The following is a 15081-nucleotide window of genomic DNA, read 5'->3' on the forward strand; positions in this document are numbered from 1 at the left end:
ATTACAGCCGGCAATCAGCAGGCACAAATGTTATGAATTAACTTAACACTTCCAAGCCGCCTTAAATAATGCGGACTGATTTCAATTTAAGATCCTCAATCAGCAGGTACAACTTTTACATTCTCTGCTTACATTTACCGGTCGATTCTATAATTATCATACTATTCCTAAAATCGAACCCATTATGTTAGATCATCTGCAACCGGGCCATCTGTTATGCCTGGATATTGAGACCGTTCCCGGTGAAGCGTCGTTTCACCTCTTGCCGGATGAATTGAAAGAGCTTTACCTCCGCAAATCAGAGCGGCTGAAATCGGCAGGCGAAACAATGGAAGAACAATACTTCCAGCATGCCGGTATTTACGCTGAATTTGGCAAGGTGATTTGCATTTCCGTCGGCTTATTTATCAAAGAAAAGGAAACCGGTGAATGGGCCTTCCGGATAAAATCCATGTATGGCGATGATGAAAAAAAAGTACTGCTTGAATTTTCAGCATTGCTGCAACACTATCCGCCGTCTAAACATTTTCAGTTTTGCGGACACAATATCCGTGAATTTGATGTACCGTACCTCTGCCGCCGGATGCTGATACAGGGCATACCATTGCCTTCCATGCTTGACATCTCCGGCAAAAAACCCTACGAAGTATTCATGGTTGACACCATGCAACTCTGGCGTTTCGGCGACTACAAACATTTCACATCCTTAAGATTACTTGCCGCACTGTTCAACATACCCTCGCCAAAAGATGATATAGAAGGAAAAGATGTGGGAAGGGTTTACTGGACAGATAAGGATTTGCGCCGGATTGTCGAGTATTGTCAGAAGGATGTGGTGACGGTGGCGCAGCTGATACTGCGTTTCAAAGGAATGCCCCTGATAAAGCCGGAAAACATCCACGTCGTTGACGGCGCTGTCAGCTAATGTTAATGCATGACTGAAGTGCCTGAAATGATGCATTACAACTTTCACGGTTCTGTCCGCGTCCTCCTTTTCCGGGCTGATGCTGTGCATGCTTGCAGGCCGCCGCCTTCGTTTTCATTTGCATTGGTTTTGATTTTATAACTTTAGCGACATCATGCATCACAGGTGTCAGCTGGTAAAAATATCCGCAGGCTTTGGATGGCTGATGCTGCTGCAGTTGCCGGTTGCATGGGCCACCAGTTATTACTTCTCCAATGCAGGAAACGACAACAACAGCGGAATTTCAGCCAGCGATCCATGGTATTCCACCGGTCAGTTAAATAACGTGTTACTGCAGCCCGGCGACAGTGTTCTCTTTCTTTCCGGAAATATTTTCCGCGGTCAAATCAATATCTCCGCCGGCGGTAATGAAACCACACCCGTTTATATCGGAACGTATGGCGGAAGTTTGCCTGCCGTTATTTCCGGCGCTGAAACGGTGACTGCCTGGACTGCCTACGCAACCAGTATATTTCAAGCTGTTCAGGTTAATTTACCAGCACAACTTTTTGCCAGCCAAAAAAGGATGGTCATCGCGCGATTTCCCAACAGCGGTTACCTGTATCAGCAGGCCGGGCTGTACCACAACGGGTTCATTGATACGGCACTTACGCAGGCCGGCCACTATTGGGATAGTGCCGGCATTCACCTGCGCACTACCGACAGACTTTACGAATACAATACAGTCAGCAGTTTCTCCGGAGATTCCATCCTGTTCAAAGCACCATCCGTCGGATCTGTTGAAAAAGGCTATGGCTATTATCTCGATAATCGCTTCACTGAACTCGATACTGCAGGTGAATGGTTTTATGACACGGATAATAACATCCTTTACTGCTATTCTGCCGGTGGCATTGACCCGAACACATTGTCAATGGAAGCATCGGTGCATGAATATGGAATCCGTTTTGAAAATGATGCCGGTTACTGTATCGTGGAAAACCTGCAATTCGAAAAGCAGTCGCGATCCGCGATTTTTTCCAATCATATGATAACAAACCTGACGGTGAAACACTGCATCATGCTATCGCAGGGCGAACGCGGCATTGCACTGATGAACGGAGCCGTTAACTGCCTCATTTCCGACAATACGTTGCGCGATATCAGTGGTGCAGCCATTGGCGCCAGCCAGGTTACGAATACACTAATTAACAGGAATGCCATCACAGCCATCGGGCTGCTGACCGGCTATGGCATTAATACATTACAGCAGGGAATGGGCATTTCAGTTGACGATGGAAACGCTGTTATCATTGCTGAAAACAGTATCGACAGCACCGGAAACTCATCCATCAACGTGAACGGCCTGCACACCATCATCGAAAACAACAACTGCAATCATGCCCTGCTCCATTTCAACAACCAGGGATGTATCTACAGCTATGGCAGCAATTCCGACTCTGTTATTATCCGTCATAACATCATTGAAAATACCGGTGGCAGCACAGAGGCCAGCCCTGCGGTATTGATCAGCACGGCCGGCATTTTTCTTGATGAACAGACTCATCATTACCTGTTGGAAAACAATACGATTGCTATGGCTGACTGCTATGGCATCGCACTATACAGGGGAGGAACACATCATACGCTGAGAAAAAACACTGTGTTTGGAAGCGGTAAAGCACAACTCTATTTCGAAGAGATCAATGCAGGAACAAATAACAGCCATACCGTTTACGGCAATATATTTTACGCTTTACAGGAAGACGCCGATGTGGTTGCATTGAAAGCTTATGATGAATCTTTCACTCCTGCAGTATTTGACAGTAATTATTATTTCAATCCCTATAATTATTATGCCGTCAGAAAGCTTCCTGTTTCTGCGATGGAACCTTATGGTCACTTTTATACACTGGAACAGTGGCGCCAATTTTATGGGGATGATGACGCTTCAAAAACAACTTATTTCTATCGTGACAGGCATATCGTTGCTGATTATTTGGGAGACAACCTCGTGGGTAACGGAACATTCACCAACAATACAGATGGCTGGAGTAACAGCACACCGCAAAACCTGCTGCTGCTCCTCGACAATTCAACGCCGCTTGACAATGGCTGCATGAAACTGCTGTCGACATCAGATCAGGATATCAGCTACGGAGAAGCGCATTGCGATGGCATTGCCAGTGAACCAGGTGCTTATTACCGTTTTGATTTGAGTTGTTATGCATTGCATGATGGTAATATTGGCTTTATCCAGAAACAAAGTGTTTCGCCTTACCTTCCGCTCGACCTCATCCGTTTTTTTCCATTTCTTTCCGGCAGGCGTGATTATCAGTGCACCTTTCAATACCTGTCTGGCGACGGCAGTACCAGCCTGTACACCCATCTGCCTTTTCAGGATTCACTAACCTGGCTCGACAATATTTCAATACGGAAGGTGAGTGTCGTCACAGAAGATCCGGTTAAGAAGTCAAGATTGTTTGTTAATCATACAGCCTCACCACAGTCATTCAACCTGGCAGATTCTGTTTTCTATGACCTCGATCAGCAGATGTTTACCGGAACCATTACCGTACCCGCCTTTACGTCAACGATCCTCATATTTGACAGTGCCCTCATTACGCATGATGACGGCACTGTTCAGGCTTTCGCCTCAATACCCACGCTGCAGATATTTCCTTCCATTACGCCAGCAGGAAGCACCGTCCATATTTTTATCGATGTACATGCCAGCGAATCAGCTGTGCTGCTGCTCACCGATCTGCATGGACGCAACATAATGCAGACTCCGGTTTCTCGGTCAACATCGCCTGTCTTCTTCAAGCTTCCTGACGAGCTATCACCGGGCATGTATTTCATTACATTGCAGCAGCCATATTCCCGTTTAACGGGAAGGATTGTGGTGTATTAAATCATCCTGTTGATGAAATGATCTTTCCCGCAAAACATGATTGATCTGTTTTGTTGAGGGTATGAATAACCTGCCGGTACAGTTGCTGCAAAAATTGATATACTTGTTGTTGCATAATTTTACCCGCTATCGTGAAACAGTTATTGCACCCGTTTTCCTTTATTGCCTGCTGTATCATGGCACTGGTTTTTACATGGACTGTTTATTCCATCGGCAATTTCCGTGACTGGCACTCGCCGATCAGTTATGATGTGGCTAATTACTATTGCTACCTGCCGGCCATCTTTATTCAAAAAGATATTGCATTGCATTTTTATGATGAACACCCCGAATGGTATGTGCAGAAATTTGCGCCCAATAAAGCGCCTAACGGGAATAATGTGATAAAAATGACCATGGGGCTTGCATTTTATTATGCGCCTTTCTTTTTTATCGCACATGGATATGCATTGTTATTTGACAACCCGGACGGTTTTTCTTCACCGTACCGTTTCATGCTGTTGTTCAGCGCTGTCTTTTATACTGTTGTGGGACTTTTTTTTCTCCGTAAAATTTTATTGCGCTATTTTTCAGATGTAGTCAGCATGCTTGTACTGATAAGTTTAGGCATTGGCACCAACCTGTTTTATTACACGGTACATGAACCGATGAGTCATGCTTACCTGTTCTTCACTTTCATTATCATCATGTTCCTTACAATTCGCTGGCATGACAGGCCATCAGCGGGCACCGCTGCAATGCTTGGTCTTTGCTGCGGGCTTGCCATACTGGTGAGGCCAACCGATGGTATCATACTGCTCATTCCTTTGTTTTATAGCATAACTTCCCGGCAGGCAATCATCAATAAGTTCCGGCTGATCACAACGCATTGGCCACACCTCTTACTCTTGACGCTTTTATTGGCATGTCCGTTATGCTTACAAATGCTTTATTGGAAAAAGATGACCGGTCAGTGGCTATTCTTCTCCTATGTTGGTGAAGGATTTTTGTGGAATGATCCAAGAATTATGGAGGGCTTATTCAGTTACCGCAAAGGATGGTTCCTCTATACACCCATTATCGGATTTTCATTTTTGGGAGCATGCGTAATGTGGAAATATTGCCGGGAGTTTTTGGTTCCTGTGTTGCTTTTTACCATCATCAATGTGTATGTAGTGTTAAGCTGGTGGTCGTGGTGGTATGGCGGCAGTTTCGGTTTAAGGGCATTTATTGAAAGCTATGCATTACTGGCATTGCCTATGGGCGCTTTTTATCAGCAGCTGTTTAGCATAGCATGGAGCAGGTATGCATTGTTACTTGTCATTACCGTACTATGCGTAATTAACCAGGTGCAGATTTATCAATACAGGCATGCCATCATCAATTATGATTCGATGACAAAAAAAGCATACTGGTATGTCTTCCTTAAAACAACGCTCAGCGAAGAGGAGAAGAAAACGCTGGACACTTTACTGGAGCCGCCTGAATGGCAGAGGGCTGAAAAACTGAAAAGAAAATAACGGCAGACCCGACTGCGCTATCTTGACGGAGCTTTTATGAAATAATTATTCACGACGAATGAACCATCATTCCCAAGTGCATAGTACACATCTGTTTCGGGCGGCCTGATCATGAACCTGCAGGCCGAGATAGAATCATCACAGGTCAGCGCGATCTGAACACGGTTTTCCCGCTCCGTCAGCATAAATGAAAGATGTATCCGTGACCATCCATCTTCAATATCAGGGCTGCTCTTTGCCTGCACGTACTGATTGCTCACCGTGTCACCGGCCTCATTTATCTGCATTACATGCATGTCGGGACTTGCATAACTGCTCATTAAGATTTTTACCCAGACTGAAGCATCATACAACGCGGAATCAGCTGCAGCCTTCAGCTTTCCATTAAACAGTTCAACCGCACTTCCGGAGCTTGCAATACCTCCGCTTGTGAATAATTGTCCGGTGGTAAAATCCTTAATCACCACGGAGGAATCAACCTGTGTGGTATAATATTTCCCGTCCTGCAGCACAAGCGACTGCCCTTTGTCTTCATACACTTTCCTTACATGATCATAAGAAGTGATAAAGGCAGTCAGTGGAAGCGCATACATCGCATAAGGTCCGCGTTTATCGATAAAGGTTGCTTTGTCAAGCAGGTACTTTTCATAGGGAGTATGCTCTTCACCGGAAGTAACCACTAAAAAAGGTTTGTCGCTGCTTATGGAATGCAGTAATTCCTTATCCATCAGTGAATCTGAAATGAGCTGAACAAGTTTGGAAGCCTGATCAACTGACGTTCGCCCAAGATAACTGGCAACTATGGGCAGCCCTGTATTCAGTGATGCCCAGGAAGAAACATACATACTTATCGGATGATCAATCCATATTTTTTCAGAACCGATGTGATAAAAAGGAATCGGGAAAATCGCCTGGAAGTCCTGTACGGAATACCCCTTGCCTGCCAGCCAGCCGGTAAAATTATCTTCTGCAAAAAATTCACGGGCGTAATTGTTATTGGGGTATGCATCTTTCATAATCTTTAAGTTTGAATAACCATCGGCCCACCACAAAACAAACACCACTGCTGTAATCAGCCACGCCGCAGCTTTTAACCCATATTGCAATATGGCATTGATAAAAGCATACAATATCACGGCAGAATAAACGGCTGCCACATAATAGAAGACATAAGCAAACCGGTCGAGCGCCCTGAACTGCCTGATGAACGTAAGGTCATTGAGCAGTGCCTGCATATTCCATCGCCATGGAAGGCACATGGCAAACATTAAAACCGGTACGGCTGCAACCATAGCGATAAGCGGGAATGCAGGAATGGCCGTGATTATTTTCCGGATAACCTGAATCCTTAAGAAATACAAAAGCAGCAGGCTGACGGACAATACAATGGAAATATCCGCTACAAGGCCGATGTAAGCATACCCTTGCGATGTGCGGCTGTAAAGATTTTCAAATCCCCACGTGCGCCAATAACTCCAGGCAGGCGGATTGAATACACTTTCTGCAGTTGCATAACTCTGAAAAAAACCATAAGGTATTTTGATACGGTCGGCAACAGGATCAGTCAAAAATAAAAAGCCCTGCAAAAACAGGAACGGTATCAGTATAGCCAATAGGAGCCATACAAACTGAAAGCTGATTTTGCCGGTTGAAAAATAATCAAAGCACACCTTCACCACCACATAAGAAAGCAGGAAGGCGCCAGCCATTGGCAGGTAATACAGATGGGTAAGCGAAAAGAAAATAATGACGGCTGCAAAGAGCAGCATCCGGCTGAACTTGCTTTGCGACTGATGAAAGTGCGCCAGCAGGTAAAGCATCAGCGGCATAAAGAAAACATAAGCGAGGCTGTAATGCCCGATCATCCGTTGCAGTTGCGGTGAAATAACGGCTATGGCTATTGCCGCAGGAATGGCGAACCAGCGTTTCACGCTGAGGTCATACAACAGCAGGTACAAAAACACGGCAGAGAGCAAAAGTGAAATAATCATCACATAGTTGATGATGCCAACGGTACAGTCAGCAACAGCAATATGCGCAGCCTGCAACAGGCGCATCACATACGCCAGCGGGAACTGATTGTCGGTGTACAGCACATGCTCGCCGTATGGATAATTCATACCGGAAAAATGCAGGCCGCTGTCATACTTCACATAATATGCTACCGTGTAATAATTGCGTATTCCATCGCCTCCCGCAGATAAATAATAGTGATTGGGATCAGAGATTACCGGACCGAATGTCCAGGCAAGCACAACACACATCAGCAAAATCAGAAACAGCAGCCCGGTTATCTTCTCTTTCCGTAACATGCTGTCATTATTCATCTTTCAATAACTTGTTAGTGGGAATAATATATCGGATAATCTTAGCGCGGAACAATTGCTTTCAGCAATAGGTGACTGATAAATTCCATTGCCATCCATGGCATCAAGCCGGAGCATTCATCATTCATGCTCTTTCAGGTATTCCTTATATCCTGCCTGTTCCAGTTCCTGCGCTTTATCTTCCACGCTGCTCTTCAGTTTGTTTTTATATGCAAGCAGTTTTTCAGCCAGTATTCCTCCATCGGTGAGTGCAAGAATCTGCAAGGCAAGCAACCCTGCATTGAATGCACCATTGATGGCTACCGTGGCCACGGGCACACCTTGTGGCATTTGCACGATGGAATAGAGTGAGTCTATTCCATTCATTGCCTTCGACTGCACCGGCACACCAATGACAGGAAGGTGCGTAACAGCAGCTACCATACCGGGCAAATGTGCAGCACCACCGGCACCGGCAATGATTACCTTGATTCCTTGTCCTGCCGCCGACCTGGCAAAACTGATCAGACGGTCTGGTGTACGATGTGCCGACACGATCGTCAATTGGTATTGTACATTGAACTCTTCTAACACGGCTGCGGCATCCTTCATCACGTGAAGGTCGCTGTCGGAACCCATGATAATGGCAACACTGCGTTGATTGGAATTTGTCATTGTATGGCGGATAAGTTTAATCGTGCAATTAATCTATGTTCATTTGCCGGATGAGGCTTGTACCGGATCTGCCTGTGTCAATTTGCGTATCGCGCAATGATCCCGAACCCACCGGGCTTTTTGTCGTGCTGCTCTTACATTATCAGCCAGGATCGTGATATGCCCGAGTTTGCGCATCGGTCTCGATTCCTTTTTACCATACAGATGCACATAAACTCCCGGAAGACTCAGTATCTCATCGTAACCGTGAAGATAATATTGCCCTGTAAAATCTACCGGCCCGAGCAGGTTGATCATCACAGCTGGTTTTATTACCTCGGTGTTGCCCAGTGGCAGGCCTAAAAGAATACGCAATAACTGTTCGTATTGTGAAGTATAACAGGCTTCAATGGTATGATGTCCGCTGTTGTGCGGGCGTGGCGCCATTTCATTTACATACCATTTGTCTTTGTTATCGAGGAAGAGTTCAACAGCAAAGATTCCTACGCCACTCATGCAAGCCACCACCTTCATCGCCAGGTCATTTGCCTTCTTCAGCAAATCTTTGTTGAGTGAAGCGGGACAAACAAGCCATGTTACGAGGTTGGCCACCGGATCAAACTCCATTTCCACCGGCGGATAACAGCACATATTACCTTTCAAATCCCTCGCTACAATAATAGAGACCTCTTTTTTGCATTCAATAAAGGCTTCCAGTACTGATGGCGTCTTAAAGGGAATACCTCCCTGCTTCAACACTTCGTCAGCATGCATGATGCGGACACCTCTACCATCATATCCGTCTTTTCTCGATTTAGCAACAAATTTCTTCCAGCGGTTTGCTTTAATCGCTGCAGGCCATTCCTTTTCACTGTTTACCAGCTGAAATGGCGCCGTCGGTATTTTATTATCGTGGTAAAACTGCTTCTGCAAGCCCTTATCCTGCACCATCTGAAGAATCTGTGGTGCCGGAATCAGCATCTTCCCTTCTCGCTGCAGTTCCAACAGCGGAACAGTGTAAATATGCTCAATTTCATAGGTGAGTACATCTGCTACTTCACCTAATCTCCTGATGGGTCCGGCTTCAGCAATACTGCCAACTATATGATCATGAGCGATAACAGCAGCCGGGCAATTTTTGTCGGCGTCTACGATGATGCATTCAATATTGTACCGAAGTGCTTCTTCAATAAACATGCGGCCCAGTTGTCCGCCACCTATCACTCCTATTACCGGCTTATTTTTCATTTGATAACAGCGGCTAAACGCCGTTACAAAGGACGCAAAGGATTTGGAAAGACGCAAAGAATACTTTTCGAAGAAAAGATCATGGTGCGCAGATGAAGCAAATCGCATGGTGCTGTTGGCTATAAAACATCGGGCAGCAATAATTTCTATCAATACGGTGATTGCACTACCGGTAACCATTATTTTTCAAATCAGAAAAACCGCGGAAGTGAAGAACAGGAAAAGTAACGCGCCTGCTTATCTCAGTTGAAATCAATTGATGAGCTCAGTCACTTCTTTGTCAATTCATAGCAGCCTCTCTGTCGTGTTGTTCACCGTAAATTCAAAAAAAATACATCCCGGCGATTCCGGGATGTATCTGCGCTTCAAATGCAATTTGCAATTTCAACCTGCTATGTGAGATGTCCGGCATGCATATAAAGTGCAGCCTGCCATAGTATACGCTACCAGACTTTGCCGCGTACCGATTCGCTGCGGTACATCTTATCGCCTTCCTTTACGCCGAAGGCCTGATAGAATTCCGGCATATTGGATAATGTTCCGATCACGCGGTATTTGCCGGGTGAATGTGGATCCATCACCAGCCGGCGCTTCTGCTCCTCCGGCCTGAATGATCCGGCCCACACTTTTGCAAAGCTGATGAAGAACCGCTGATCCGGTGTCATTCCGTTAATCACCATCGTGTCCTGTTTATTGGAAGGCGATGCCTTTTTAAAAGCATAATAGGAAATGGTAAGTCCACCCAGGTCAGCAATATTCTCACCTTGCGTCAGTTCACCGTTAATGAAGAAACTGTCGATCGGCGAATAGCCATTGAATTGCTCGGTGATCAGTTTGGTGCGACTTTCATATTGCTCGGCGTCAGTCTTTGTCCACCAGTCGCGCAGGTTACCGTCGGCATCATACTGCCTTCCCTGATCGTCAAACCCATGCGTAACTTCATGACCGATCACCGCACCGATGGCGCCATAATTTACCGCATCATCCCCATCTGCATAGAAAAACGGCGGTTGCAGGATAGCTGCGGGAAACACGATTTCATTATTAACCGGGTTGTAATATGCATTCACCGTTTGTGGTGTCATCAGCCACTCTGACCTGTCCACTTCGGTTCCTAACTTATTGAGATTCCTGCGCGATTCAAAAGCAATGGCACGGGCCACGTTCATAATGAACGGACCTCTGTCAATTTCCACGCTTGAATAGTCGCGCCACTTATCCGGATAACCAACCTTGATCGTCAGCTGACTCAGTTTCTTTTGCGCGTATTCCTTCGTGCTGTCTGTCATCCAATCCACGTTTGCTATCCGTTCGCTGTATGAGGCAATCAGGTTGTGAATAAGTTCGAGCATTCGCTCTTTGGATGATGCCGAAAAATTAGCCTTTACATATTCTTCACCCACCAATTCTCCCAGACAAAAATTCTCAAGATCCTGTATCCTTTTCCATCTCGGATCAATCTGCTCAATACCACGGATAGTTTTGCTGTAGAAGTTAAAGTCTTCCATAGCATAGGCTGTGCTCAGGTTGCTGGCAGCACTGTTAATAACATGAAATCTGAAATATGTTTTCCAATCATCAATCGCAGCAGTTTTCAATACCTCATTTACCTGTTTCAGGTAGAGCGGCTGACTGACGATCAGCGAATCAAATGGCTTAAGTTCCAGTGTTTTATAATATACATCCCAATTGATAGCCGGATAGCTTTTTTTCAGATCTGTTAATGCCACCTTATTGTAAGTTGCATAAGGATCGCGTTGCTGTACCCTGGTCATGGAAGCTTTTGCAAGTCCCGACTCAATCCTGAGAATGGCAGCGGCATTTTTTTCCGCAGTGGCCTGGTCATCACCCATCATTGTAAAGTACTTAATGATGTGCCTGCTGTATTCGTCCCTGATCTGCTTTGATTTTGCATCGGTCAGGAAATAATAATCACGGTCGGGAAGGCCCAGTCCGGTTTGGTTGAGATAGAAAATATACATCTTGCTGTTTTTCTGATCCTGATCAACATAGCCACTCAGCAATGCAGTAATATTGACAAGGTTGGCTTGTGCGGTAAACCGGATAACATCATCGGTTGTCTTGAATGCAGCTATGGAATCAAACCATGGCTTCAGCGGTGTGATGCCAGCCTCATCTATGGCAACGGAGTCCATGCCGGATGCAAAGAAGTCGCCCACTTTCTGTGTGCTGCTGCCTTTTGCCGCATTCTTGTCGGCGGCTGCCGACTCAAGCACTTTACGCACCTTGCTTTTCACGGAATCATCCACAACCTCAAATGCCCTCCAGGAGCTTTCCGTAGCCGGTATCGGGTTGGCAGCAACCCATTTTGCATTGACAAACTCGTAAAAATCCTGCACCGGACTGTAGGTTGAATCAAAGGTTGATACATCAATTGCGGTGTACATTTCAGGCATTTCTTTTTTGGACGTTGTGCAGGATGCAAAAAGCAGGAACCCTGCAACGGGAGCAAGCATTAATTTCTTCATGAATGAATGGGGGAATTTTTTAATGTCGAAAAGTGAATTAACAGAATCACGGAAGTTATCCTGTAAAGCCGGAATGCCGTGGCCTTTTTTGGCGCCGCAAAGATAACAGGGTTTGCTGTGAATTATAGATAAGCCTCGAATATTTCGGCAAAAGCGCTTGAATATTCGACATATTTTTGCCGTAGTCCGACTTTTCAATTGGTGTGCAAGGGGTGGAATGATGTATTTTCGCCCGCCACCGGCAGCCATTCATTCACTGAACTTCAAACCAACTTGAAAAAGTTATAATTCACACGACCAAATTTGTATTTTTAAATCTGACGTGCCTGAACGTACCCTTTAAAATTCTTCATAAAATTTCAACTATGAGATTGATCCTTACCCTGTCTGTGTACCTTCTGTTTTCCAGGTTTGCCATTGCACAGTTTAATTATGTGAATCCCATCCCGGGTTCCTCCCATCATCTTCCACAGACGACCATACTGCTGAAGAACGGCGATTTTATAGACCATTCATCTGTGGCCGACAATAGCTTAATGGATATTGCCGGATCTAAAAGTGGGAAACATGACTGGATCGCACGCCTGTCGGATGATGATAAAACCATCATCATCAAACCAACGTTGCCATTTGAATTTGGTGAAACTGTTTTCGTGGAGGTCCATCCTAAACTAAGAAAGGTAACTGGGGAAAAGATCAATGGTATTTCATTCAGCTTTGGCATACGCGAAAAGAATTCAGCAGCGCAGGAAGAACAGATCAGGCAGTCAAGAATACAGTTTTTCATAGACGAATACGGTTATGATCCGACCGTGAAGCCGGCAGCAAAAATCACCTACCCGCTGGACTCGATGCCTCCTTATACTATCAGCACAAACAACAATCCTGCTCCGGGCCGTATCTTCTATACCAATCATGAAGATCAGTCAGGGGAACAGCCCGGCACCAATTCCTTCTCCACCATCATTGAAAATAATGGCAAGATGATCTGGGCAAGGGATCTTGGCCAGAATGGCCGCGATTTTAAACTGAACGAAAGTGGTTATCTCTCCTACTTCTCGAGGGATAATGCGCAATGGATGATACTCGATTCCAACTATTATGTGATCGATTCTGTTCAATGCAAAAATGGTTATGAACTCTCCACCAATGATCATGATGTGATGATGTATTCCGATGGACATATATTTCTGCTGGCATACGATATAATGATTACGGATCTTACAGCGTATGGCGGCTTGCCGGATGCAAACGTTCAATACCTCGTGTTGCAGGAACTGGATCAGAACAGGGATGTGGTATTTGAATGGCGGAGTGAAGACCACTTTCAATTTACCGATGCCAATCAATATACGCCGCTCAGCAATCTAAATGTTGATTATGTACATGGAAATTCGATCGAACGCGATTTTGACGGCAACATATTAATTTCCTGTCGCAACATGGACGAACTCACAAAGATCAGTCATCAAACCGGTAATATAATCTGGCGGATGGGTGGCGAAAACAATCAATTCACCTTCGTCAATGACAATAACATAAAACATTTTGCCTCTCAGCATGATTTGCGAAGAATTGCGAATGGCAACATCATGATTTTTAACAATGGCAATAAGATGACGCCGCAAATCTCCAGCGCAAAAGAGTATGCGCTTGATGAGGCAAATAAAATTGCCACCCTCGTTTGGTACTATGAACATCCTGACGTGAATGGAATTAAGGTGTATGGTGCAGCCACCGGTAATGCGCAACGGCTGCCTAACGGCAACACGCTGATTGACTGGGGGCTGGTCGCCAATGGTGTACCCAATCATACGGAGGTAGATTATAACAAGAATATTGTATGGGAAATGAGTTTCGACAGTACTGACCAGAAGAGCTACCGTATTCATAAATACGATTGGTATCCTTGCAGCAGAATTTCAGGGTTTACCATGTCGGCGACGCCAAAACCTTCCAAGACAACACTGGCCTGGGGCCCTGCAACCGGTGTAAAAAAATATAAGCTGCAATACCGCCCGATTGGTACTGCCAACTGGATTGTAGCGCCGGCCCTTACCAAAAACAAACTTCAGTTAACCGGATTACTGCCATCTACAACTTATGAATGGCAGGTGCAGACCTTATGTTCTTTTTCACCAATGAAAGTTTCAGCATTTTCGGTGCTTGACACGTTTACTACACCGCCTCAAAAATTGGCAGAATCCACGATTGCAGATGAAAACCCGCTTTTGCTTTTCCCTGTTCCTGCAGGCAACCTGTTAAATATTACGGCAAGCCAGTCATTAAAAGCAGACATCACGATCATGAATATGCTGGGGTCCGTCATGTATTCAACGCAGTTCAACAATGAAACAGAACCGGTGCTGCATATCAATGTGGAGCAATGGCCGGCGGGCACCTACCTGGTGAAACTGGATGACGGGATACATGCGTTTGGACTCAGGAAGTTCGTGAAAGACTAATTTTCACTGAAAGGTATTGACCGTCCGATAAACCATGGAGAGATACTAATTGCCAGCATTAAGAAAGTTGAACGATATATTGCCAATCAACAGGATTCAATGAGCGCCACTGCATAAGCAGCCACACCTTCTTCTCTGCCGATAAATCCCATCTTTTCATTTGTGGTGGCTTTGATGGAGATGTCATCCGCCGGTATATCAAGCACTTCAGAAAGCGTCTTTTTCATGGCAGGAATGTGCGGGTTGATCTTCGGCTGTTCCATGCAAAGCGTGGCATCAATGTTACCCACCTTGTATTTCATTGCGGAGAGTTTCCCCATCACATTTTTCAACAATACCTTGCTGTCAATATTTTTATACTGCTGATCGTTATCCGGGAAATGAAATCCGATATCTCTTAGTCCGGCGGCACCTAAGAGCGCATCGCAGATTGCATGAATTAATACATCCGCATCCGAATGGCCTGCAAGACCTTTGGAGAAAGGAACAATGACACCACCAAGCACGAGTGGCCTTTCAGCCGCCAATTGATGCACATCGAATCCAAAGCCGACTCTGACTGACAAGATCTTGGAAATTTAATCCGGTTGGGAAAAACAAAA

General features: G+C 45.3%; 9 protein-coding genes. 4 read left to right on the plus strand and 5 right to left on the minus strand.

The window, feature by feature from the left end; all coding sequences use genetic code 11:
* Positions 1-184: 184 nt before the first annotated feature.
* The 3 genes from K1X61_08065 to K1X61_08075 all read left to right on the plus strand — a co-directional run bounded on the left by K1X61_08065 (position 185) and on the right by K1X61_08075 (position 5317).
* Positions 185-925, plus strand: a complete 741-nt coding sequence (locus K1X61_08065; GenBank protein ID MBX7108582.1) for a 3'-5' exonuclease — start codon at positions 185-187, stop codon at positions 923-925.
* Between the two features lie 154 nt (positions 926-1079).
* Positions 1080-3818 carry a right-handed parallel beta-helix repeat-containing protein gene (locus K1X61_08070; GenBank protein MBX7108583.1) on the plus strand — a complete coding sequence of 913 codons (2739 nt, stop codon included), beginning with the start codon at positions 1080-1082 and terminating at the stop codon, positions 3816-3818.
* A gap of 131 nt (positions 3819-3949) precedes the next feature.
* Positions 3950-5317, plus strand: a complete 1368-nt coding sequence (locus tag K1X61_08075; protein MBX7108584.1) for a hypothetical protein — start codon at positions 3950-3952, stop codon at positions 5315-5317.
* Positions 5318-5334: 17 nt separating this feature from the next.
* Here K1X61_08075 and K1X61_08080 read toward each other — a convergent pair whose 3' ends face one another.
* From K1X61_08080 to K1X61_08095, 4 genes are all read right to left on the minus strand, one after another.
* Positions 5335-7629: a hypothetical protein gene (locus K1X61_08080; GenBank protein MBX7108585.1), complete on the minus strand. Its 2295-nt coding sequence runs from the start codon at positions 7627-7629 to the stop codon at positions 5335-5337.
* Positions 7630-7764: 135 nt separating this feature from the next.
* On the minus strand, positions 7765-8298 hold the full coding sequence (gene purE / locus K1X61_08085; protein MBX7108586.1) for a 5-(carboxyamino)imidazole ribonucleotide mutase: 534 nt from the start codon (positions 8296-8298) through the stop codon (positions 7765-7767).
* A 39-nt stretch (positions 8299-8337) separates the two neighbouring features.
* Complete coding sequence (locus K1X61_08090) at positions 8338-9525, minus strand: 5-(carboxyamino)imidazole ribonucleotide synthase (protein MBX7108587.1); 1188 nt, start codon at positions 9523-9525, stop codon at positions 8338-8340.
* A gap of 443 nt (positions 9526-9968) precedes the next feature.
* Positions 9969-12014: a M13 family metallopeptidase gene (locus K1X61_08095; GenBank protein MBX7108588.1), complete on the minus strand. Its 2046-nt coding sequence runs from the start codon at positions 12012-12014 to the stop codon at positions 9969-9971.
* 365 nt (positions 12015-12379) lie between these two features.
* On the opposite strand from K1X61_08095, the gene K1X61_08100 reads away from it, so the two are divergent.
* Positions 12380-14479, plus strand: a complete 2100-nt coding sequence (locus K1X61_08100) for an aryl-sulfate sulfotransferase (protein MBX7108589.1) — start codon at positions 12380-12382, stop codon at positions 14477-14479.
* 86 nt (positions 14480-14565) lie between these two features.
* On the opposite strand, the gene ispF is transcribed toward K1X61_08100, so the two are convergent.
* Positions 14566-15045: a 2-C-methyl-D-erythritol 2,4-cyclodiphosphate synthase gene (gene ispF / locus K1X61_08105; GenBank protein ID MBX7108590.1), complete on the minus strand. Its 480-nt coding sequence runs from the start codon at positions 15043-15045 to the stop codon at positions 14566-14568.
* Positions 15046-15081 lie beyond the last annotated feature (36 nt).

The sequence above is a fragment of the Chitinophagales bacterium genome (assembly GCA_019694975.1).
Classification (GTDB): domain Bacteria; phylum Bacteroidota; class Bacteroidia; order Chitinophagales; family UBA10324; genus JACCZZ01.

Coding starts and splice junctions, on each gene's coding strand:
- K1X61_08065 (MBX7108582.1), top strand. CDS start 185: ATGTTAGATCATCTGCAACCGGGCCATCTGTTATGCCTGGATATTGAG.
- K1X61_08070 (MBX7108583.1), top strand. CDS start 1,080: ATGCATCACAGGTGTCAGCTGGTAAAAATATCCGCAGGCTTTGGATGG.
- K1X61_08080 (MBX7108585.1), bottom strand. CDS start 7,629: ATGTTACGGAAAGAGAAGATAACCGGGCTGCTGTTTCTGATTTTGCTG.
- purE (MBX7108586.1), bottom strand. CDS start 8,298: ATGACAAATTCCAATCAACGCAGTGTTGCCATTATCATGGGTTCCGAC.
- K1X61_08090 (MBX7108587.1), bottom strand. CDS start 9,525: ATGAAAAATAAGCCGGTAATAGGAGTGATAGGTGGCGGACAACTGGGC.
- K1X61_08095 (MBX7108588.1), bottom strand. CDS start 12,014: ATGAAGAAATTAATGCTTGCTCCCGTTGCAGGGTTCCTGCTTTTTGCA.
- K1X61_08100 (MBX7108589.1), top strand. CDS start 12,380: ATGAGATTGATCCTTACCCTGTCTGTGTACCTTCTGTTTTCCAGGTTT.